19 protein-coding genes, 2 tRNA genes and 1 riboswitch are annotated in these 24,774 nt (G+C 29.4%); of the genes, 2 read left to right on the forward strand and 19 right to left on the reverse strand.

Going from position 1 to position 24,774, the window contains the following annotated elements:
• Position 1 precedes the first annotated feature (1 nt).
• From I2E98_RS11675 to rph, 5 genes are all read right to left on the reverse strand, one after another.
• Positions 2-72 (reverse strand) — tRNA-Gly (locus tag I2E98_RS11675).
• 60 nt (positions 73-132) lie between these two features.
• Positions 133-208: transfer RNA gene (locus I2E98_RS11680), tRNA-Pro, on the reverse strand.
• A gap of 97 nt (positions 209-305) precedes the next feature.
• Positions 306-791, reverse strand: coding sequence for a metallophosphoesterase (locus tag I2E98_RS11685; RefSeq protein ID WP_207737608.1), 486 nt, complete (start codon positions 789-791; stop codon positions 306-308).
• Positions 792-988: 197 nt separating this feature from the next.
• On the reverse strand, positions 989-1,591 hold the full coding sequence (locus tag I2E98_RS11690) for an XTP/dITP diphosphatase (RefSeq protein ID WP_195469078.1): 603 nt from the start codon (positions 1,589-1,591) through the stop codon (positions 989-991).
• Between the two features lies 1 nt (position 1,592).
• A complete protein-coding gene (rph, locus tag I2E98_RS11695; protein ID WP_195469079.1) occupies positions 1,593-2,336 on the reverse strand; it encodes a ribonuclease PH in 744 nt (247 codons plus the stop codon).
• A gap of 123 nt (positions 2,337-2,459) precedes the next feature.
• Between rph and I2E98_RS11700 the strand changes: the two genes are divergently transcribed.
• Positions 2,460-4,109, forward strand: coding sequence for a hypothetical protein (locus tag I2E98_RS11700; RefSeq protein WP_243251104.1), 1,650 nt, complete (start codon positions 2,460-2,462; stop codon positions 4,107-4,109).
• Between the two features lie 67 nt (positions 4,110-4,176).
• On the opposite strand, the gene I2E98_RS11705 is transcribed toward I2E98_RS11700, so the two are convergent.
• Positions 4,177-5,670: an ABC transporter substrate-binding protein gene (locus I2E98_RS11705; RefSeq protein ID WP_195469080.1), complete on the reverse strand. Its 1,494-nt coding sequence runs from the start codon at positions 5,668-5,670 to the stop codon at positions 4,177-4,179.
• Between the two features lie 267 nt (positions 5,671-5,937).
• On the opposite strand from I2E98_RS11705, the gene I2E98_RS11710 reads away from it, so the two are divergent.
• Positions 5,938-6,222 (forward strand): hypothetical protein, encoded by a 285-nt coding sequence (locus I2E98_RS11710; protein WP_195469081.1) that lies wholly within the window; start codon positions 5,938-5,940, stop codon positions 6,220-6,222.
• A gap of 80 nt (positions 6,223-6,302) precedes the next feature.
• On the opposite strand, the gene ligA is transcribed toward I2E98_RS11710, so the two are convergent.
• From ligA to groES, 13 genes are all read right to left on the reverse strand, one after another.
• On the reverse strand, positions 6,303-8,288 hold the full coding sequence (gene ligA / locus I2E98_RS11715; RefSeq protein ID WP_195469082.1) for an NAD-dependent DNA ligase LigA: 1,986 nt from the start codon (positions 8,286-8,288) through the stop codon (positions 6,303-6,305).
• An 84-nt stretch (positions 8,289-8,372) separates the two neighbouring features.
• The gene (pcrA, locus tag I2E98_RS11720) at positions 8,373-10,700 is read right to left on the reverse strand and encodes a DNA helicase PcrA (protein ID WP_195469083.1); all 2,328 of its coding nucleotides are present in this window, start codon (positions 10,698-10,700) and stop codon (positions 8,373-8,375) included.
• Positions 10,701-11,127: 427 nt separating this feature from the next.
• Entirely contained in the window at positions 11,128-11,844 is a 717-nt protein-coding gene (locus I2E98_RS11725) for a pseudouridine synthase (protein ID WP_195469084.1), read from the reverse strand.
• A gap of 130 nt (positions 11,845-11,974) precedes the next feature.
• Positions 11,975-13,975: a triple tyrosine motif-containing protein gene (locus I2E98_RS11730; RefSeq protein WP_195469085.1), complete on the reverse strand. Its 2,001-nt coding sequence runs from the start codon at positions 13,973-13,975 to the stop codon at positions 11,975-11,977.
• 152 nt (positions 13,976-14,127) lie between these two features.
• A complete protein-coding gene (locus I2E98_RS11735; protein ID WP_195469086.1) occupies positions 14,128-14,571 on the reverse strand; it encodes a YaiI/YqxD family protein in 444 nt (147 codons plus the stop codon).
• Positions 14,572-14,583: 12 nt separating this feature from the next.
• Entirely contained in the window at positions 14,584-15,936 is a 1,353-nt protein-coding gene (locus I2E98_RS11740) for a glucose-6-phosphate isomerase (RefSeq protein ID WP_195469087.1), read from the reverse strand.
• Between the two features lie 95 nt (positions 15,937-16,031).
• Positions 16,032-16,757 (reverse strand): DUF6241 domain-containing protein, encoded by a 726-nt coding sequence (locus I2E98_RS11745; protein WP_195469088.1) that lies wholly within the window; start codon positions 16,755-16,757, stop codon positions 16,032-16,034.
• Positions 16,758-16,844: 87 nt separating this feature from the next.
• The gene (locus I2E98_RS11750) at positions 16,845-17,669 is read right to left on the reverse strand and encodes a M15 family metallopeptidase (RefSeq protein WP_195469089.1); all 825 of its coding nucleotides are present in this window, start codon (positions 17,667-17,669) and stop codon (positions 16,845-16,847) included.
• Positions 17,670-17,906: 237 nt separating this feature from the next.
• Positions 17,907-19,448 carry a glutamine-hydrolyzing GMP synthase gene (guaA, locus tag I2E98_RS11755; protein ID WP_195469090.1) on the reverse strand — a complete coding sequence of 514 codons (1,542 nt, stop codon included), beginning with the start codon at positions 19,446-19,448 and terminating at the stop codon, positions 17,907-17,909.
• A gap of 159 nt (positions 19,449-19,607) precedes the next feature.
• Positions 19,608-21,062, reverse strand: coding sequence for an IMP dehydrogenase (gene guaB / locus I2E98_RS11760; protein ID WP_195469091.1), 1,455 nt, complete (start codon positions 21,060-21,062; stop codon positions 19,608-19,610).
• A gap of 164 nt (positions 21,063-21,226) precedes the next feature.
• Positions 21,227-21,324: riboswitch (purine riboswitch) on the reverse strand.
• 288 nt (positions 21,325-21,612) lie between these two features.
• Positions 21,613-22,362 (reverse strand): A24 family peptidase, encoded by a 750-nt coding sequence (locus I2E98_RS11765; protein WP_195469117.1) that lies wholly within the window; start codon positions 22,360-22,362, stop codon positions 21,613-21,615.
• Between the two features lie 224 nt (positions 22,363-22,586).
• Positions 22,587-24,215: a chaperonin GroEL gene (groL, locus tag I2E98_RS11770; RefSeq protein WP_195469092.1), complete on the reverse strand. Its 1,629-nt coding sequence runs from the start codon at positions 24,213-24,215 to the stop codon at positions 22,587-22,589.
• 17 nt (positions 24,216-24,232) lie between these two features.
• On the reverse strand, positions 24,233-24,517 hold the full coding sequence (gene groES, locus I2E98_RS11775; protein ID WP_133016411.1) for a co-chaperone GroES: 285 nt from the start codon (positions 24,515-24,517) through the stop codon (positions 24,233-24,235).
• Positions 24,518-24,774 lie beyond the last annotated feature (257 nt).

Genomic DNA, 24,774 nt, shown 5'->3' on the forward strand with positions numbered 1-24,774 from the left:
GAGCGGGTAGTGGGAATCGAACCCACCTTTCCAGCTTGGAAGGCTGGAGTATTACCGATATACGATACCCGCATATTCCTTATTTAGTTAATCAGATTTACTCGCAAAAGTCAAGTTCTTTTTTAACTAAACTGGTCGGGGTGACAGGGATCGAACCTGCGACCTCATGGTCCCAAACCACGCGCGCTCCCATCTGCGCCACACCCCGGTAATCACATTGCTACATCTCGCAGCGACAATGATTATTCTACATGATGATTTTTAATACGTCAATACTTTTTTTTAATTTTTTTTATAATTTTATTTTATATCTCTTTTATATATACTATTGGCTCTTTATTATCAACTAAATCAATATAACCTAAAGTCTTATCAACTCTACCCATTCCATGTGAAATGCTTCCTGGATTCATCAATATTAAACCATCATATTCCTCAATAATAGGTAAATGAGAATGACCAAATAGAACTATATCTGCTCCTACTTCTTTTCCTCTATAATAAATAGAATTATATCCATATTTAACACCATATTTGTGTCCGTGACACATAAATATTTTCTTACCTTGAATTTCTATTATTCTTTCTTCTGGATATTTGCCATTACAATCGCAATTTCCTGTAACTGCATATACATCCCCACTGAATCCTTCTGTAATTTCATCTAGGTCATTTTCTCCATCACCTAAAAACAAAAGTACTTGTGCACTACTTATTTTTTTCTTTATTTTACTTATACTATTTCTATTACCATGAGAATCACTTATAACTGCAATAAGCACTATAATCATCCTTTCATTTATAAATATAACTAAATTACCAAGCAACTTCTTTAGTTAGGAGTTAGTAGTTTATGTAGAAACTCCTATTGTCGTTTCTACATAATATATCTTTTTAAATTCAGTTCAACTGAATTTATTTATTAACTACTAACTACTAACTCATAATTGAAAAAAGTGTTTCTCACTTTTTTCAATTATACTCTTTATTAAATTAATATCTCTTTAAGTTTTTTAAGGGCATTTCCTCTATGAGATATTGCATTTTTTTCTTCTGGTGTCACTTCTCCAAATGTTTTATTGAATCCTTTATAGAAGAATAATGGATCATATCCAAATCCACCCTCTGTTTTTATCTCTTCTATAATATAGCCCTCAACTTCACCCCTTACAGTTTTAACATTACCATCTTCAAATACTACCGCTATTACACAAACGAATCTAGCACTTCTCTCATCACCTTTAAAAGCCTTCATTTCTTCTAATAGCTTAATATTATTATTATGATCATTTCCATGTTCACCAGCATATCTAGCTGAATATACTCCAGGTGCTCCATTTAAACAATCTACCTCTAACCCAGAATCATCTGATAAAACTATAAAGTTACTTTCACCCTTATTTAATAAATATTGATGTATTTCCATCGCTTTCTTTTTAGCATTTTCTTCAAAAGTTAAACCATCTTCTTCAACTTCTATATCAATAGCCATATCCTTTAATGAATAAACTTCATAAGGACATCCTTTAAGTATTTCTTTTATTTCTTTTATTTTCTTTAAATTATTACTAGCTAAAATTATTTTTTTCATACTACTCACCTGTTCCAATCCATAAAGAATCCATTTTTAAACATTCTTTTTGTAATTGAATCATTTGTTTTATTCCCTTTTCAGCTAAATCTAATAATTCATCTAATTCTTTTCTATTAAATGGTGCCTCTTCTCCTGTACCTTGAATTTCTACGAATTCACCCTCATCTGTTCCAATAACATTCATATCAACTCTCGCTGTTGAATCCTCTTCATAACATAAATCAAGCAACTTTTCTTCTCCAACAATACCTACACTTGTTGCACATAAAAATTTTCTAATAGGATAAACTTTAAATGGTCTTTGTTTGTGAAGCTTATTCATAGCATCAACTAATGCAACAAAAGCACCACAAATAGAAGTAGTTCTTGTTCCACCATCTGCTTGAATTACATCACAATCTATCCAAATAGTTTTTTCTCCTAATGCTTTTAAATCTACAACAGATCTTAATGCTCTACCTATCAATCTTTGTATCTCCATAGTTCTACCATCAACCTTTAGTCTTGATATATCTCTAGGTTTTCTTGTTGAAGTAGAACGCGGAAGCATATTATATTCTGCTGTTATCCACCCTTCTCCTGTACCTTTTAAAAAGGGAGGAACTTTCTCTTCTATTGATGCAGTACAAATTACCTTAGTATCCCCAACTTCAATTAAAACTGATCCCTCTGCATGTTTTATATAATTTCTAGTTATTTTTGCCTGTCTAACTTGGTCATTCTTTCTTCCGTCACTTCTCATTTATAATTCCTCCATTTTAACAACTACTTATATATATAAATTTCTCCTTTTTTTAAAAATAATGCAACAAATTCTCACTCTATTCATACTATTAATATAAGGATTAATTAAGAGGTGAAAAATTTGAGATATATTGGGCCATTTTTTAGAATGAACAGCCTTTCCGAAAAGGAAATTAACGGACAACTTTTTTATTTATCTAAAGAAGCAGTAAAAACTATTGTACTAAACTCAAGATGTGGTTTAGTCTCTCAAATAAAAAAGTATAATAAATTATATTCCTCAATTGATATTACCACAAATAGTAATTTTTCTCCACTATTATGTGTATATAGAAAGGCTTCTCCAACCTTTATTCATAGTAAAAATTCAAACGGATTTGATGAAGAAACTTTTAAAAAGGAAATCAACCCAGGTACTAATGCATTAATGTCATTATGCCTATTAGAATTATTAGACTACTATAGAAGTTTTGAAAATATAGACAAAAATATTTATTCAATAAATGAAATATATAGAAACCTAACAAAGGATCAGCTTGATTTTTATTCAACCCATTTAAGAAATAGGGAAGGCGTATTTGTAGATAAGAAAAACCTATTAGAAAATAACACTAAAAACTTTAATTTGGTTGATAAAGATAAGAAATTTAAATTTTCTGATCAAGCATTTATGATGCTTGCATATTATTTATACTCTATAAAGAATCCTAATGATGAATCTTCTGATTCATATAAGGAATTCTCAGAACAAATTTTAAAGATGTTTTGTGATTTTAAGGATCAAATTTATGATTGCTCATTAGACGAGGTGTGTAAAGTTCTATTATCATTAAATATTCTCTATAGCTATAATGATAATAATAACGATGAATTAAAAGATTTAATTATAGATCTTGCTGATTATGCTATGTGTAAATTCGATGAAAAAGATTATTATATTGATTCATTAGACACGGCTTCTTTATGTTCTATAGTTTTAACTTTGTCTTATAAACATACAAAAATACTAACCTTTTCAGAAAAGACAACAGAAATTATAAATAGACTATATACGTTATATGATGAGGATAAAGGTGCTTTTTATAAGCTTTCTTCAAAGAAAGAAATTAAATATTCATGCTTTGATATTACATTCTATATTTTAGCTTTTATTATTTATCAAAGCATAATTAATAATTCTAATGAATATAAAGTTATGATATCTACAATATATAAAAAATTTATTATTAATTCTGGTCTAATAACAAGCTGGCCAGAAGCTCCAACTTTAGATGATTATGAAAGATATCGTGGATTTAGTTTAAATTCTAATGACATGGTTGATGAAAGCTACTTTAGAATGCCTAATATCCCTACTCCCGAGAGTACTGGCAACGCGCCTATATTCAATAAATATATAACTTACAACAAACGTAAAGACTCTTTTTCTATTAGTAAAAATACATTCGATAGCTATAGAAATTTCTTAAATTTCTTTTTACTTATTCATTTTTTTAAAAATGAATATATGGATGAATTAGGTTTACTAGAAGATAGAACTAATCCTATTTCTGAAGTTAATTCATTACAAGAAGATTCAATTGATGATGTTAAATCTACTTCTGATATAACTATTGAAACCGAAGATATTATTGGAAGTCCTGTTAATGCTTCTATCGAAGTCATTGACATTATGCCTGAAGAAGTAACAATTAATGAAGAAGTTAAAGAAATACCTGCAAAAAACGTAGATACATCTAATGCAGATACCATAGAATCTGATAAAGATTAATTAAATATTAGTTTACTCAAAATAGAAGGACAATCAAGGAACTATGTTTATTCCTTGGTTATTCCTTTTATTTTTTTATACTTTTAAAGTCTATATTGCCATTTCCATCTAATATACTGCTATCAACAGTACTATCAACAGCTATTGTATTATTATAAAATAATAATGGTAGTATCCTATAATTATTAAATAAGTCTTCCTCTATTTCTGCAAATAACTCTTCCTTTTCAGCCTTTGAGTTTGAATTATTTATCATTTCTCTTTGCTCTTTTGGAATAAAACTAGAAATAGTATTTAAAAGTTGCTCATCATCATCTAATTTTGCATAAACATTAACTAATGCAATATCATAGTAATTTTTTTCACTAATTAAATTCATATCTTCTTCTGATAATAAATTAGCTACAATTGTAATATCAGTATTATTATTAAACCAACTATATATATAGCTAGTTATATCTTTATTTTCAAGACTTTCTTTAGCTACTAGAACTATCTTAGATGGCATAGTTATGTCTTTTTCAGTATTTACCATAACATTTCTACTTTGAAGCTTAGTTAAATCATCTTTATTTTCTCTGAAATAACTGCACTCTGCTAATTCAACTAATATATTGTTTTGATTTTGATATTCCTCTATAGCTTCATTTACTAACCTATAAATTTCATTTTTTACCTCATTAGAAAAATTTGAATTATTTATATTAAAAGCTAAATATAATGCTTCATTTGACGGAGACTCAACTAGCTTTCCCTCCTTTTTTAATCTTTCTAATTGACTTTTAGGTGGGTTAATTACAATGTCTCTATTTCCTATTTCAAATGATGCCAATGCTAAATCTTCACTATCATCCTTAACTAAATGTATTGTTTGTGCCAACTCTACACTAGACTTATCGCTTCTTTTTAGCATAACTTCACTTTCATTTATACTGTCAATGTAATAATCTCCAGAATAAGGAATATTATTGTAATTCAAAGCTATATCTTCCCAAAACAAAACATCCTTCCTTAATCTATATTGTGGCTTTGTTAATTCTTCTATAAATCCATCATCCTTTGAATTTAATCTTATTTTTATATTATTTTCATCAAAAGTAATTGCAACTGTCCCACTGAAGCTTTTATTACTTTCTAAATACTCTTTTACTCCAAAAACATTTAATAATGCTGATATTTCATTATCCTCTGTAATTACTTCTCTAAAAAATGAGACAATATTTTCTGGTGTTATCTTATTTCCATCACTCCAATATGCATCATCTCTTATTTTAAAAACATATTCTAATCCATCATCATTCACTTCATAACTTTCTGCTAATGAAGGTTGTATATTTCCATCGGAATCAAGTTCTACTAATCCCTTACTAGTTGCACAAACTATATCCTGTTGCCTTTTATCTAAATCTCCTATAGATTTTAAATTTGTTGGTATACTATTTATTGAATAAACAATATCGGCAGTATTATTTGAAGCTTGTTGTGGAGTTCTATCTATAAAACTCAATAAAATAATTATGGTTATAATCGAAATAGAAATAGTTAATATTATTTTTTTCAAATTAATTTCCCCTTTCTACATACTTTTTTATAATTATAGACATAATTATAAAGAATTAATCCTTTAAAATATAAGTTAATATTTTTTATAGCATTATTTCCAATTTATGATATAATCATTTAAGTAAGATTCAAAATTTTATATTTTGTCAATCGAACTTGCCTGAAGCTCCAAATTTTCAATTTGGCTAGCTGAAGGTACACTTTAATGTACTTATCGTATAAAAAAGATGAGTTTCCTTTTATAAACTTATGGAGGTACTAAAACATGACAACTGCACTGCAAGTAGTTCAAATAATTTTCCAATCAGTAGCTATTATTTTTATGATTTGCTTTATGTTTATTGGAATATGGTCTTTCATAGCTTTTCTTAAAATGGCTAAAAACCAACGAATTCAAACTTTTTTACTTGAAAAAATAAATAAAAGTATTTCATCACTTGAAAAAGTAACAACTAAAGATGAACCTTCTTTAGATACAGATTTTTTAATGGAAAATTTAACACCTAATGAAGATAATAATATTATAAAATTTGATGATAATATAAATTAAAAAAGCAGTTACAAATAACCCTTATTTGTAACTGCTTTTTAATTAATATCTTAGGATAATATTCATTATTAATTAATCCATTAAATCATTTTTTCAAATTCCTCTTCTGATAACACAGTAATTCCTAAATCTTGCGCTTTTGTTAATTTAGATCCTGCTTCTTCTCCAGCTATAACATAATCTGTTTTCTTACTTACGCTTCCTGAAACTTTTGCACCTAACGATTCTAATTTAGCTTTTATCTCACCTCTAGAGTAATTTTGTAAAGTTCCTGTGACAACTACAGTTTTACCATTGAATGAACTTTCTACTATAACTTGCTCTTCAAATGAAGGATTCACTCCAAGCTTTAACAGCTCATCTATAGTAGCTAATACTTTTTCCTCTTGAAAAAATTCTAAAACACACTTAGCAACTATATCCCCAACATCTTGCACAGATACTAATTCATCAAATGTAGCATTTTTTAATCCCTCAATAGACTTAAACTTATTAACTAAATCTTTAGCAGTTTTAACACCAACATTAGGAATACCTAACGCATATATAAATCTGTATAATTCAGGTGTTTTACTTCTTTCTACTGCATCTAATAGATTTTGAGCCTTCTTTGGTCCAAATTTATCTAAAGTTAATAATTCTTCATAATCTAACTTGTATAAATCAGCAATTGATCTTATATCAAGTTTTTCAAACAACTGCTCTGCGGTTTTTTCTGAAAACCCTTCAATATTCATAGCATCTCTACAAGCAAAATGAACTATACTTTTTACCATTTGAGGTTTACATGATAATGTATTTTCACAGAAATAGTGAGCTCCATCTAAAACTAAATGACTTCCACAAGCTGGACAAGTTTCTGGAACCTTAATTTCAGTAGCATTTTCTAAACTTGATTCAACAACTCCCATAATTTCTGGAATAACATCATTAGACCTTCTAATAAATACATCTGCACCTATCATTACTCCTTTTCTTTTAATATCATCCATATTATTAAGGGTTGCTCTCCTAACTGTAACCCCAGCAAGTTCAACGGGCTCAAGGATTGCTGTAGGACCAACTCTACCACTTCTACCAACATTCCATTCAACATCTAAAAGTTTAGTTGTAGCTTCTTGAGCTTCAAATTTAAATGCAATTGCCCATTTAGGGAACTTAACTGTATATCCTAGAAGTTCTCTTGTTCTTATATCATCTATTGCAATAACAACTCCATCAATATCATAGTTCAAATCAAATCTCATATCTTTGATTTCATTTATATATTTTTCTACTTCTTCTAAAGTGGTTGTATATCTTATATAATCATCCATTGGAAGCCCTTTTTCTTTTATGAAGTTAAGCATTTCTTCATAAGTTTTAAAGTTTTCTCCTTCTTTATATCCTACATCGTAAAAGAATGCTGAAAGTCCTCTTCTAGCTGTTTCTTTAACATTTAAGTTTCTTAAAGCCCCAGCAGCACCATTTCTTAAGTTTTTAAGAGGCGTTTCTGATGTAGCATTATATTTATCAAAAGCTTCAACAGTCATTATTGCTTCACCATGAACTTCGAACAAATTACCACTTGAAGTCTTTAAAGGAATTTCCTTTATTGTCTTAACTTGAGCAGTTACTTCTTCTCCAGTTTCACCATTTCCTCTTGTTGCTGCTGTTTGAAGAATTCCATCCTCATTATATGTTAAGTTAATAGTTAATCCATCAAATTTCTTTGTTATAACATATCTAAGCTCTGGCAAATTTTCGCCTCTAGAATTCATCTCGTTTACAAACTTAACATTTCTATTATGCCAGTCCTTTATTTCATCAAAGTTTTGAGCTTTGTCTAAACTCCAAAGTCTTGCTTTATGAGTATATTTATTAAAACCTTGAAGAACTACATCACCGACTCTTTGCGTTGGAGAATAAGGTAATATATATCCTGTCTCTTCTTCTAAAGCTCTTAATTCATCATACTTGCTATCATACTCTTTATCAGATACCGATGGATTATCTAAAGAATAGTATTCATATGCATATTTATTTAAAAGTTCAACTAATTCCTCTATACGAATCTTCTTATCCATTCAATTTTTCCTTTCTTTATTAAAAATTTAAAAGTGATAAGCTAAGAGTTTAATCTTGAGCCTCCCACTTATCACTTATAACTCTTATAAAAGCTCTAGTTTTGCCATTGATAACATTAGCATTTTTACTCCTTGTTGATTAAATGCTATTGTTAATTTTTTATCTCCATTTACATCTGATACTGCAACTATTGTTCCCTCACCAAATTTATCATGTTTAACTTTTCTTCCAATTGTAGCTTCTGCTGCAGTCATTTTAGATGTTGCTGCTACTTCATTTGATATTGAACTTGATCTATTTGCTCCACCAAAATTCCTATTCTCAAATGTTCCATAATTACTTCTTAAACTATGTGGATTGCTATAAGATGGCTTAAATCTACCATTTACTGTTCTAGCTCCTGAAGCTGACGTTACATCTTTGCTATCACCAGTAATTGTAACGTATTCTCTAAGTTCAGGTTTAATTTCAGAAATAAAGTCTGATTGAGGATAAGCAACCGTTCTACCAAATACCCTTCTAACTTCAGCAGAAGTCATAAATAAGGTTTCTTTAGCTCTAGTTATACCAACATAGCAAAGTCTTCTTGATTCTTCCATCTCAGCATCACTATTAAATGAAGCTTGACCTGGGAATATTCCATTTTCCATACCAACCATAAATACTACTGGGAACTCTAATCCCTTTGCACTATGAATAGTCATTAGAACAACAGTACCATTTTCATCCTCTTCATCATCAAGCTTATCTGTATCTTGAACAAGAGAAACCTTTTCTAGGTAAGCTTCTAATTGTGTCTTATTTATATCAAATTCACTTGATCCTGCCGCTTTTTCTTTTTCATAATTTTTCTCAAAATCAACGGCGTCAGATACAAGTTCCTTTAAGTTTTCTATTCTACTCTTATCTTCAATTTGTTTTGAAGCTTCAAGTTCTTTAATATACCCTGTATCTTCTAAAATTGTCTCAATTAAATGTGATACTGGTACAGTTTCAGAAATCATCATTAGATTTTCCATAAGCTCCATAAACTTTTCAATCCCTGCGCAATTTCTAGCAGTTAATGTTGGAATAGTTCTAACTTCTGATAATGCATCCCATAAAGGTAATTCATAACTTTCAGCAAAATCTAAAACCTTTTGTATAGTTGCATCTCCTATTCCTCTCTTAGGAACATTTATTATTCTTCTCAAAGCTATACTATCAGAAGGGTTAACTAGAACTTTTAAATAACTTAACATATCTTTAATTTCTTTTCTGTCATAGAACTTAGTTCCACCAACAATTTTATAAGCTATTGCTGCTCTTCTCAAACTTTCTTCAAATATACGTGACTGAGCATTAGTTCTGTAAAGTATAGCAAAATCTTTATATTGTTTATTTTGCTCTTTCTTTATTTTTTCTATTTGATTAGCTACGAATGTACCTTCATCTCCATCTGAATATGCTCTATATACTTTAACCTTATTACCAGAATCTTGTTCTGTTCTTAGAACCTTACTTTTTCTATTTGAATTATTTACTATAACAACGTTAGCCGCATTTAATATATTAGCTTTTGAACGATAATTTTGCTCAAGCTTTATTACTTTTGCATCTGGATAATCCTTCTCAAAGCCAAGAATATTTTTAATATCAGCACCACGCCATTGATAAATGCACTGGTCATCATCCCCTACAACACAAATATTTCTATGTTTTGCTGCAAGTAATGTTACAAGCTCATATTGAGCTCCATTAGTATCTTGATACTCATCTACCATAATATATTGGAATTTTCTTTGATAAAATTCTAATGTTTCTGGATTCTTTTTAAATAATTCTACTGTCTTACAAATTAAATCATCAAAGTCTAAGGCATTATTTTCCTTTAACCTTTTTTGATACATTTTATAAACTTCAGCAATCTTCTTTTCTCTGAAATTAGATTCATGTTCTCTATAGTAAGAATCAGCACTTTGCATATTATCTTTTGCTCTGCTTATCTTACCCATTATTTCTTGTTCGGTTATTTCCTTGTCATTTATATTAAGAATTTTTATGCACTCTTTAATAAGAGTTTTTTGATCTGTTCCATCATATATCGTAAAATTCTTTTTATATCCAAGTTTCTCTATCTCTCTTCTTAGTATTCTTACACAAGTTGAGTGAAATGTAGATATCCACATGTCATTAGCCTTATCCCCTATAAGTGCCTGAACTCTCTCTTGCATCTCTTTAGCTGCTTTATTCGTAAATGTTATTGCTAATATTTTATAAGGAAAAATATTTAAATCTTCTATCATATGAGCCATTCTATGTGTTAAAACTCTGGTTTTACCTGAACCTGCTCCTGCTAAAATAAGTACAGGCCCCTCTACAGTTACCGCACCTTCATATTGTTCTTTATTAAGTAAAGATTTTAAATCCAAAAGAACATCCTCCCTTCATTTTCACGACTAAACTATATCTTTTAATCGAACATACAATCTATATAAAAATTATTATAACATAGTTAGTATATATTATTACCATAATTAATTAAATTTAAAAAACCTATTATAATAGAGACTAATATAATAAACCGTATTTAATTAGTGCCCTTTAACAAATTATATAAAATATCTTAACGAAATCGTTTACCATCTTTATTTTTGAACGCAAAAAAACGCAACCCTTGGGGCCAGGTTGCGCTTCAGCAATAAGCAATAAATAAAAAGGGGGCTATTTAATTCCTTTTATTTATCCTTGCATTAATATTATAGTAAAGAAAATTTTATATTGCAAGGGATTTTTGAAAAATATCTTGCTAATTTTTATACATATGAATGTTTTCCTATCATTTTTTGTTTTCTTTCGTTAAAAACTCTTTAATATAGCTAATTCTTCATCTGTAAGCTCTCTATATTCGCCTTCTTCTAGATCTTCATCTAAAGGTAATGTACCAAATTCAGTTCTCTTTAAATATGTAACTTTCTTACCTACTGCCTCAAACATTCTTTTAACTTGATGGAATTTTCCTTCTTGAATAGTAATCATAACTTCTGATCCTTCATCAGTTGCATTTAATATTTCAAGTTTTGCCTCTTTACAAAGATATCCATCATCTAATGTTATTCCAGCTTTAAACTTAGCTATATCCTCATCAGTAACTTTTTTGTCTATTTTAGCATAATAAACTTTATCAACCTTCCACTTTGGAGATATTAATCTATGATTTAATTCCCCATCATTAGTTAATAATAATAATCCTACTGTATCCTTATCTAATCTTCCTACTGGGAATGGTTGAAATACTTGATGTTCAACCTCTAATAAATCAATTACTGTTTCATCTCTATTATCATAAGTAGCAGATACTACTCCATCAGGTTTATTCATCATTAAATAAATAAACTTTCTATAGAAAATTTCTTCTCCATTAATAACAATTTTATCATTTTCAGGATCTACTTGCATTCCACTATCCTTGGCTACTTCCCCATTAACCTCAACTAATCCACTTCTGCAAATTTTCTTAAGTTCTTTTCTTGTACCATAACCTAAATTAGATAGTACCTTATCTAGCCTTTCCATAAAACACCTCGTAAAACTTTTATATAGCTTATTCTATTATTAATATCTCCTAATTGCAAGAATTTAAAAATACAGCCTCCCGAAAATCCATATATTGTCTGTTCCTCGGAGGCACATACATTTTTTGGAATTATTTGACCTCAAATTCAATATTATCATAATCTTCGTATGGAACGTCTTTATGAAAACTTTTATCTAAAACTAGAACTCTATAATTTCCACTCTTAAATGGAACAAATGTATAATAATTTTTTCTACTATATCCTTGTGCTAAAGTCCATTCCCCATTTATCATAATATAAAATTCATAACATACTTCTTTTCCACCTTCTGATATCGCTTCAAAAGTAACTTCATCTCCCACTTTTAATTCATTGGATGAAATCTGTAATTTAGTTGAGTTTACAGGTACAACCTCATGAACATAAATAGAAACTTCCTTTTTACTATCATATTCTTCAGTAGATTTTATATTTTTTGCATATATTACAAAGGTATATTTTCCAGGACATTTTGGTTTTATCATTATTGATTTCTCAGCTACAAAACCAGTATTTTCTACTTCATATCCATTTATTTTAGTTACAAATTTAGTTAAAGCATCTTTTGTATTTTTAATAATTGCTTCAACATTAATTGTGTCTCCTACTAAATATGTTTCCTTACTATTCAATAAAATATAATCGATATCTGCCGATACATAATCTTTTGCTTCAATAAATAAAGATGTAGATGCATCATAGTTTTTCGAAGAAAATTCATCCTTTATTTTAATATCAACTTCATATTCTCCGGCTTCTGTTGGTATAAAATTAACCCAATTATTTGTTCCATAATCTATCTTTTCTTTTTCTATACCATTTTCATATATTGTAAATTTATAAAGTGGCTTAATTCCTCCATCAGTTTTAACCTTAATATTTACCGTTTCACCTATTATACATCTTTTTCCTCTATCACATTTAACATCAACTATTCTAACTGTTTTTTCACCTTTATTATAAATTTTATATTCAATAGATGTTGTATCTTCATAGTCTCCTTCAAATGAAATATCTTTAACTTTAAGAGTTATTTTATATTTTCCTTCATTCCTAGGCTCCCATATAAACTCATTTCCTCTTATATAACCGCTATCTTCTGAGATAGGTCCTTCTATAATATATCTATATAATAATTCCCTTCCTCCATCTACTAAGGCTAATAAATTCACTTCAGTTCCAACTGCTTGTGGTGACTTAATATCACTTTTAAATGATCTGATTTTAATCTCATTATATGGATTTACATTATAAACAATAACAGCTCTATCATCGAATGAATTAGCTGAAAACATATCTCTTACATAGCATAATAGCTTGTACTCTCCCGGCGACTTTTCCTTAAAAGTAACCATACTCTTAGAAGAAAAATCCTGAATACACGTAACCTTTCCTTCTTTATTTATCTTTAAAAATTTATATAATAATTGTCTATTTTTTTCATAGTTAGCTTCTACTTTAAAAATTAACTCTTCATTAATCAATATATTCGGAGTTAAGCATAAGAAGTTCGTTATTTCAATTTTTTCTAAATCCTTTACTTCAAATTTTATAGTTGTAAAATCATCGACATTTCTTTCAGAGTCTACCTTTTTACATTCTATTAATACTTCTATATTACCTGGTTTTGTAGCTGTAAAAACAAACTCATTCTCTGTAGTATAATCCCTTAAAACTTCCCAGTCTTTTTTACCTTTTACCCAAAATCTATATAACACTAATTCTTCATTTGCTGTAACATTAATGTGTAACTTTTCTCCAACATTTATCTTATTCTTATTTATTTCAACTTTATTAATCAATTTCGAATTTTCAACTATTTCATATTCTGACCTACCAAGATAGTCATATGCATTTTTACAATTAGTTGATTTTCCTTGAACCATTATCATATATTTTCCTGGTTTAGTAGGTTTCCATGTACAAATATTGCTTTTTGAAAAGTCTTGTATAGGCTTCCATATTCCCTCAATACCCTCCATAAATTTATATTCAACATCATCATTTTCAGTTAAAAATGCTGCAATATTTATATTTTTATTTAAGTCAGCAGGGCTTTTATTGTCAAAATCAATTAAAACCTCTTTCATCTCTTTCCACCTCACCATATTATATATACTCAAATTAACCATTATTTACATAATTTTCTATTTCAATTATACTATTTCCTTTTCAAAATAAAAACTGAAATTTGTCTAATATATATAAAAAAAAGAACAAACTATAGATATATTTCTACAGTTTATTCTATATTTTTATCCTTCACCAAATATATTAAATTTTTTTGTAATCTCTTATCATCTTCTATAGTTCTTTTCTTAGCATTAGGAGTTTTTCCTCCACCCCGTCTTATCTTTTGGGATAAATGCCTTTGTTCTAACATTGCTCCAATGTTTTCATTTGTGTAGATATATCCTTTAGGACTAATTACAGCAGCTTTTCTACCTAAGCAAATAGCAGCAACTCCATAATCCTGAGAAACTATAATATCATCACTAGTACATTCATTTACTACTTTCATATCAACACTTTGAAATCCACTATCAACAACTCTAACTTCTCCATAGTCTACTGTTATGTAATGATGAATATCACAATAAATTATAAGGTCTAACTCATACTCTTTTGCTATCTTTGTAATAATGGAGATACCTGGACAGGCATCTCCATCAACTATAATTTTCATATTGTAAAATAATTATTTTAATCTAGATTCTAATTCAGCTTTTAAATCTTCATAACCTGGCTTACCAAGTAAAGCAAACATGTTCTTCTTGTATGCTTCAACTCCTGGTTGGTCAAATGGATTTACTCCTAATAAGTATCCACTTATTCCGCAAGCTTTTTCGAAGAAATAAACTAATTGTCCAAAGTAGTATGGGTTTAACTCAGGAATATTTAATACCATATTTGGTACTCCACCATCATTATGAGCTAATAAAGTTCCTTGGAATGCTTTCTTATTAACGAAGTCAACAGTTTTTCCTGCTAAGAAGTTTAATCCATCGGCATCATTTTCAGAAGCTTCTATGATTATTTCTTTAGTAGCCTTTTCTACATTAAGAACTGTTTCAAACATTATTCTATTACCATCTTGGATGAATTGTCCCATTGAATGTAAGTCAGTTGAGAAATCAACTGCTGCTGGGAATATACCCTTTTGATCCTTACCTTCTGATTCTCCATATAATTGCTTCCACCATTCATTGAAGTAGTGTAAAGATGGCTCATAGTTAACTAATACTTCTACAGCTTTACCTTTATTGTATAAAGCATTTCTCATAGCAGCATATTGATAACAAGCATTTTCTTTTAATGAAGGATTAGAGTAAATTTCTCTTGCATCAGCAGCTCCTTGCATTATTTCTTCAATATTTACTCCAGCAGCCGCGATTGGTAATAATCCAACTGCAGTTAAAACAGAGAATCTTCCTCCAACATTATCTGGAACAACAAAAGTTTCGTAACCCATTTGATCAGCTAAACCTTTTAAAGCTCCTCTTTCTTTATCTGTAGTAGCAAATATTCTTTCTTTTGCTCCTTCAACTCCATATTTCTTTTCCATGAAGTCTTTGAATAATCTAAATGCTATTGCAGGTTCAGTTGTAGTACCTGACTTAGATATAACATTAACAGATACATCTAATCCTTCGATAGCTTCAAATAATTCTGTTATATATGTTGAACTTATATTATTTCCAACAAAGAATATTTTTGGAGTCTTTCTCTTATTGTTTGGTAGCATATTATAGAAGTTATTTGTTAACATTTCTATAGCAGCTCTTGCTCCAAGATATGAACCACCTATACCTATAACAACTAAAACGTCTGAATTTGATTGAATTTTTTTAGCAGCAGCTTGTATTCTTGCAAATTCTTCTTTGTCATAATTAACTGGTAGATCAACCCATCCTAAAAAGTCATTACCAGCTCCTGTACCCTCATGAACTGTATCGTGAGCCCACTTAACCATACCTTCCATCTTATCTAATTCACTTAAAGACGCATATGGTTGAACTTTTGATAAATCTAAACTTAAACCATTTTTCATTTTCATACCTCCAAATAATGTGGGATTTTTAACAAGCTTTATTATATCATAATTTTTCTTATACTAACAATTTTAACAATAATTAATTTAATAAATTATTCTGTCATTACTTTAATTACTTGCTCAACCTTTTCTTCATTTAATGCCTTGGCTTTCCCTACATTTCCACCAAGCTTATTCCACACATAATTATGCACTTCAACACCATTTGAAAAATCCAATTCTAACCACTTTTTTAATTCATCTGAAAGATAATCATCTTGGCCTTTTAGTTCATTAACCATTTGAGTAACAGCCTCTCTAGTAATTTCATTTTGTCCCCATATTTGCCCATCATCTGCTATTATTATAGTATTAGCCATATGATGTACTATATCATAACATTGAGTTAAATCCATATGTGATACTGCACTATTGGAATTTTCTGTAACTTCATTTTCTATCACTGTATTTTCCTTTTTTGAATTTTTATTCTCATTAATTTCACTTACTTTATTAAATGCAAAATTAACAATTTCATATCCATTACTCCATAATACTAATATTGTTGAAAGTGATATTATTAATACTAAAAGAATTACAATTATTTTTTTCCCATTAGGTGATTCTTCTTCAAGCTCTTCTTCAAATTCATCATATTCATCATCATCTTCTAACTCTTGTTCCCCATCATCCATCATCTCTTTAATTTTTTTATTCATAAAATCTTCTACATTAGTTTCCTTATTCCCTTTTATCCCCATCTTATTATCCTCTTCAGCGATCTCTCGTTTATCACGCTTAATAGTTTCATCTAGTCTTTCTTTAACACTTTTCCCCATAAATGTACCCCTCCCAATTTATATCTAGTTACACAATAATTATACCATATTATACCATTTATGGTTATTGAAAACATTTTTTTTACTTTAATTTAGTTTTTTTAAATCATCAATTTTATTTTCCACTTCATTTATATATTCCTCAAAAGTTAATCCTCTATTCATTATATCTTCAGCCACTTCTTCATTACCAATATATCTAAAATGCCAAGGCTCATAATTATATCCTGTTATATCCTCCTTACCCTTTAAGTATCTCAATATGAATCCATACTTATAGCAATTTTCATTAAGCCATCTAAATGCATCCGTATTTTCAAAACCTTCATCTAAGGTTAAATACTCATCACACAAAATGTCTATAGCTAGTCCACTTTGGTGTTCTGAAGCACCTGGCTCTGCAGTATAAGCACGAGTTCTCTCCTTTCCATTTTGCTTCATCCTAGTATAATATAATCCCTTCTGTATACCATAACTTCTATACCCTGATACTCCAACCAATGAAATACCATCTTTCGCTGCTGCATCAAACATTTTCTTTACTGCATCTGCTGCAGCATTCTCTAAATTATTATCTTGAACATAATCCAAAAATTTTGCTTCACACTTTTTCAAATTACTCGGAATATAATCCTCAGTTAATTTATTCTCCCTATTAATTAAAATAAAATACTCATTATTTAATATATTTTCTAATCTTTCTATTTCCTTATAATCACTTTCCATATCTTCATATTCTAATTTTTTCTTCTCTGTATTGGCCAATAAAACTTCACTACCACTACTATTTACACTAACACTCTCATCATCTTTCTCTAAGTTACTCAGTCTAATATTTGTTAAATAACATACTCTAACTATAACCACACCAATTACTAGCGCAAACCCCAACTTTTTTAAAATATTATTCATAGTATTCTCCTTAATGTAATCTATAATTATATAATATAATGATTCTACATGTATAATTTTTCTAATAATATTCAACATTTATTATAATCGCTTTATACATTTTTTTCCAATGATTTTATTCAAATTTTAATCTATTTATATTAATTATTATTTATATAAACATAATAACACCATTATAATTCCATAACAAAAAAAATCGCTACATTCCTGTAAAAATACAGGTTTGTAGCGATTTTTTTATTCAAATTCAATAGTTGCTGGTGGTTTTCCTGTACAATCGTACATTACTCTGTTAACACCATTAACTTCATTTACTATTCTAGTTGTTACTTTTCCAAGAACTTCCCATGGAAGATCTGCTGATTCAGCTGTCATGAAGTCACTTGTAGTTACTGCTCTTAGAGCAATTGCATAATCATAAGTTCTTTCATCACCCATAACTCCAACTGATCTCATATTAGTTAAAGCTGCAAAGTATTGTCCAATAGATTTATCTAATCCTGCTTTAGCGATTTCTTCTCTGTAAATTGCATCCGCATCTTGAACTATTCTTACCTTTTCAGCAGTTACTTCTCCAATTATTCTAATACCAAGCCCTGGTCCTGGGAATGGCTGTCTATATACTAATTTTTCTGGTATTCCAAGTTCTAAACCAGCTTTTCTAACTTCATCTTTAAATAATAATCTTAATGGTTCGATTATTTCTTTAAAATCAACGTAGTCAGGAAGCCCTCCAACATTATGGTGAGATTTAATAACTGCAGATTCACCTAATCCACTTTCAATTATATCTGGATAAATTGTACCTTGAACTAAAAAGTCTACAGCTCCAATTTTCTTAGCTTCCTCTTCAAATACTCTTATAAACTCTTCACCTATAATTTTTCTCTTAGTTTCTGGATCCTCTACTCCAGCTAACTTTTCATAGAATCTTTCTTGAGCATTTACTCTTATGAAGTTTAAATCATATTGTCCTTCTGGCCCAAATATAGCTTCAACTTCATCACCTTCATCTTTTCTAAGTAGACCATGGTCAACAAATACGCAAGTTAATTGCTTACCAATTGCTTTTGATAAAAGTACTGCTGCAACAGATGAATCAACTCCACCTGATAATGCACATAGTGCCTTACCATTTCCTACTTTTTCTCTTATTTCTTCAATTGTCTTTTCAACAAATGAATCCATTTTCCAGTCTCCTGAACATTTACAAATGTTATAAACAAAGTTTGATAACATCTTAGTTCCTTCTACAGTATGCATAACTTCTGGGTGGAATTGAACTGCATAAAGGTTCTTTTCTTCACATTCCATAGCTGCTACTGGACAAACTGGAGTATTACCTATTATTTTAAATCCTTCTGGATATTTTTCTATATAGTCAGTATGACTCATCCAACAAATTGTTGTTTCATGTACATCAACAAATAATTTTGATTCATTATCAACCTTTACTACTGTTTTACCATATTCACTTACTGGAGCAGTAGCAACACTTCCTCCAAGAACATGTGCCATAAGTTGTGAACCATAACAAATACCAAGTACAGGTATTCCTAATTCAAATATTTCTTTATCACATAACGGAGAATTTTCACCATATACACTGTTTGGTCCACCAGTGAAGATTATTCCCTTTGGATTCATTTCTTTTATCTTTTCTACGCTTAAATTATAAGGATGAACCTCACAATATACATTGCACTCTCTAACTCTTCTTGCAATTAATTGGTTATATTGACCACCAAAGTCAAGTACTAATACTAATTCTCTATTCATTAGAATCCTCCTAATGTTTTTTCTTTAATTATCTCGTAAAATTATACATTTTTCAACAAAAATAGAATTATATTTATTCATTTATAACTATGAGATAACAGTCAAGGTTTAAATTCATTTCTGAATTACCTTAACTATCATCTATTTATCAACTTCAAATTATTCTCTAACACTATAATTTGGTGCTTCTTTAGTAATATTTATATCATGTGGATGACTTTCTCTTATTCCTGATGCAGTTTGAACAACAAATCCTGCATTTTCATATAAATCTTCTAAAGTCGCCGCTCCAAGGTATCCCATACCAGATCTTATTCCACCAATTAATTGATATAAAGTATCTGCTACTACACCTTTATAAGCAACTCTACCTTCAACACCTTCTGGAACAAATTTCTTAGTTCCATTTTGGAAATATCTATCAGATGAACCTTTTTCCATAGCTCCTAAAGATCCCATTCCTCTATAAACCTTATAGCTTCTTCCTTGATATATTTCCATTTCTCCTGGTGCTTCTTCACATCCTGCAAGCATTGATCCCATCATACAAGCACAAGCTCCACCAGCTAAAGCTTTAACTATATCTCCTGAATATTTAAGTCCACCGTCGGCAATTACTGGCACTCCATATTTTCTTCCTTCTTCAGCACAATCCATAACTGCAGTTAATTGAGGAACACCTACCCCTGCAACTATTCTTGTTGTACAAATAGATCCTGGTCCAATACCAACTTTTACACAGTCTGCTCCAGCTTCTGCTAAATCTTTTGTAGCTTCTGCAGTTGCAACATTACCAGCAATTATTTGAAGTTCTGGATACTTAGCTTTTATCTTCTTAACTCCTTCAATAACTCCTTTTGAATGACCGTGTGCTGTATCTAATGTAATAACGTCAACTTGAGCTTTAACTAAAGCATCAACTCTATCCATCATATCGTTAGTTATACCAACAGATGCTCCACAAAGAAGTCTTCCTCTTGAATCTTTTGCTGCATTTGGATATGCTCTAACTTTTTCTATATCCTTAATTGTTATAAGACCTTTTAAATTGTTATTTCCATCAACTAAAGGTAATTTTTCAATCTTATGAGCCTTTAATATTTCTAAAGCTTCCTCTAAAGTAGTTCCTTCTGGAGCTGTTACTAAAGGACTTTTTGTCATAACATCTGAAACCATTTTATCGTAGTTTGTTTCAAAAACTATGTCTCTGTTAGTTATGATACCAACTAATTGAGTTCCTCTTGTTACTGGAACTCCTGAGATTCTATATTGAGCCATTAAGTCTAATGCTTCTCTTACAGTATGGTCTTCATTTAAGAATATTGGATCTGTAATTACTCCATTTTCTTGTCTTTTAACTCTATCAACTTCTCTTGCTTGGTCTTCTATTGGCATATTTTTATGAATAATTCCGATTCCACCTTCTCTAGCCATAGCTATAGCCATTTTCGATTCAGTAACTGTATCCATACTTGCACTCATTAATGGAATATTTAATGTTATTGTTTTTGTTAATTGAGTTCTTAAACTAACTTGATGTGGTAAAACTTCTGATTTATTTGGTACTAATAATACATCATCAAATGTGTAAGCTGTTTTTAATATTCTTGCCATACTTAATCTCTCCTATCATTATTATTTATGTTTTTATGTATGTGCTAAACGCAATTCTTATTTAGTTATCTTGGAGCCAGCTAAATAAAAATAAGCATATTAAGTCCGCTATCTATAAGTGAACATTAATATGCTTTTGCTTTACACATTATTCGTGTTTAGGTAAATATATTAAATTCACTCATAGATGAAAATTTAAGGTTTTCAGTAGAAACACCCTGCCATATTCAGGGTTTATATGAGTTGTTTTATTATTCGTGTTTTTTTGCTTTTTATTATTATAGTTTATACAATATAGGTTGTCAATACATCAATTTTAATTAAAAAATATCAATAATATATTTTTCTATATAATAAAATATTTTTATCATAAAATTTAATTCTCATTATTTTATATTTAATTATTATTAATATTTAATTTATGACAATTTCTACTTTATAATAAATTTATTTTTTTCATTTTTTAAAATTAAATCTAATCTTATTATTTTATCTCTTTAAAGATTTATTTTAATAATCCTATATTTTTATTATTTGATTTAATACCATACTAAAAGCTTTTAAAATACATTTCTATTAGTGAACTTCCATAAAGGCATGCTATTATTCCACCAATTGCTAAATAAGGTCCAAAGGCTATTTCAGATTCTTTATCCTTAAGTTTAAAAATTAAAATGAAACCAGCTACAATTCCGCCAAGAATTATAGCTATAAATAAAGTAACTATAATACCTTTAATTCCCAAAAACAATCCACAAATCAATGCAATATCAATATCCCCTTCACCCATACCATGCGTTAAAATAACTATAAGATATATAACTCCAAATCCAATAAATCCACCAGCTACATAATCCCAAGGTATTGATTTAGTTTCTATGCACTCCAAAGCAAGAAATAATACTCCTGCTATTACACCAAATATAACTGTTGAGTTATAAACATATTTAGTTTCAAGATCAATAAAGCCTATTACTATTAATAATGATGCAAATAAGCAGAACTTAAAGCAATCTACCGTAAATCCAAATTTAAGATAAATCAATAAATACAAACATGCGTTTAAAGCTTCAATTAATGGATATTTTATAGATATCTTCTCCTTACATTTCCTACATCTACCACCTGAAAATATATAACTAAAAATAGGTATCAAATCTTTAAGCTTTAAATTATATCCACAACTTATACATTGTGACTGTGGAAAAGATATTGATTCTTCTCTAACAATCCTATATATGCAGACATTTAAAAAGCTCCCTATAATTAATCCTAATAATATTACTAAAATCATTTCAATTATTACTCCTTAACATAATAAAATATTACTTAATTAATAATATTGTTAATTAAGTAATATTAACTAATTCTTAATTTAGTCATTATACCATTATTTGGTTTTATTTTCTATAATTTATTATAATATATGCAATCTAAATCCTTATACTGAAATAAAAAGAGGATCCAAATCTGAATCCTCCTTATTTATATACAATTATAAATATTATTTACTTTTGCACTTAATTAGTACATTCCATCCATTCCACCCATTCCTGGTGCACCTGGCATTGGAGCTTCTTTTTGTGGAATATCAACAACAGCTGCTTCTGTTGTTAAGAATGTTGATGCTACAGATGCTGCATTTTGAAGTGCACTTCTTGTAACCTTAGTTGGATCAACTATTCCAACCTTAAGCATATTTACATATTCATCATGTAATGCATCGTATCCCATTCCAGCCTCAGAATTTTTAATTCTTTCTATAATTACAGAACCTTCAACTCCTGCATTAGTAGCTATTTGTCTCATTGGTTCTTCTAATGCTCTAACTATGATATTTATACCAACTTGTGTATCAGCAACATCTGATTTTAATTCTGCAACTTTGTTAATTACATTAACATAAGCAGTTCCACCACCTGGTACTATACCTTCTTCAACTGCAGCCTTAGTAGCAGCTAAAGCATCTTCAATTCTAAGCTTTCTTTCTTTAAGTTCTGTTTCTGTAGCAGCACCAACTTTTATTACTGCAACTCCACCAGAAAGCTTAGCTAATCTTTCTTGTAATTTTTCTTTATCAAATTCAGAAGTAGTTTCTTCTATTTGACTTCTTATTTGATTAACTCTTTCCTTAATAGCATTACTATCTCCTCTACCATTTACAATAGTAGTATTGTCTTTAGTTATTTTAACACTTTCTGCTTGGCCTAACATATCTAAAGTAGTTTCTTTTAAATCTCTTCCTAATTCTTCAGAAATTACTTGACCACCTGTTAAAATAGCTATATCTTGAAGCATTTCTTTTCTTCTATCACCAAATCCAGGAGCCTTAACAGCAACACAATTGAATGTTCCTCTTAATTTATTAACTACTAATGTAGCCATTGCTTCTCCTTCAATATCTTCAGCAATTATTAATAACTTCTTACCTGCTTGAACAATTTGCTCTAATACAGGTAATATTTCTTGTATGTTTGTAATCTTCTTATCAGTTATTAAGATAAGTGGATTATCTAATAGGGCTTCCATTTTTTCTGTATCTGTTACCATGTAAGCAGAAACATATCCTCTATCAAATTGCATACCTTCAACAACATCTAATTCAGTACCCATTGATTTAGATTCTTCAACAGTGATAACGCCTTCGTTACCTACCTTTTCCATAGCATCTGAAATAAGTTGACCTATTTCATAATCAGCTGCTGAAATAGCTGCAACTCTAGCTATATCCTCTTTACCGCTAACAGGTTTAGATATTTCTAATATTTCTTTAACTGCTGTATCTACAGCTGTTCTTATACCATTTCTAAGTAACATTGGATTTGCACCAGCTGTTACATTTTTTAAACCTTCTCTTATAATAGCTTGAGCTAAAAGAGTAGCTGTAGTAGTACCGTCACCTGCAACATCATTAGTCTTTGTTGCAACTTCCTTAACTAACTGAGCTCCCATATTTTCATATGGATCTTCTAATTCTATTTCCCTTGCAATTGAAACACCATCATTAGTTATAAGTGGTGAACCAAACTTCTTATCTAAAACTACATTTCTACCTTTAGGTCCTAAAGTAACCTTAACTGTATCTGCTAATTTATCAACACCAACTTGCATTGCTCTTCTAGCTTCTTCACCAAATTGAATCATTTTTGCCATAATATTTTACCTCCCAACTATTCTACTATTGCTAATATATCATCTTGTTTTAAAATTATATATTCTTCACCGTCAACCTTTACGTCTGTCCCTGCATATTTAGAATATAATACCTTATTTCCAACTTCTACGTCCATAGGAACTCTCTTGCCTTCTACCATTGCCCCAGGTCCTATTGCAACAACCTTTGCTTCTTGTGGTTGCTCCTTTGCTGTTCCTGTTAAAAGTATTCCACTCTTTGTAGTTGTTTCAGCCTCTAATTTTTGTATTACCACTCTATCACCTAATGGCTTTATATTCATAAATAAACCCTCCTATATTTTCATTATTAGCACTCACTTCATTAGAGTGCTAACATCTTTATATTTATAATATAATTTTAGTTGCAATCTTTCAACAATTACTTTCTATATTATTACCTTACTAAGGTCAAATATTACTAATTATTCTAATTTATTTTCACTTTACTTTGTTTTCCATTATTTTTCTAATGTTTTTCTATATATAAGATAATATTTTATTTCATATATAAAAGCTATGAATTTACTTTAAAATTTCT

Source organism: Clostridium sp. D43t1_170807_H7 (assembly GCF_015555905.1).
Classification (GTDB): domain Bacteria; phylum Bacillota; class Clostridia; order Clostridiales; family Clostridiaceae; genus Clostridium.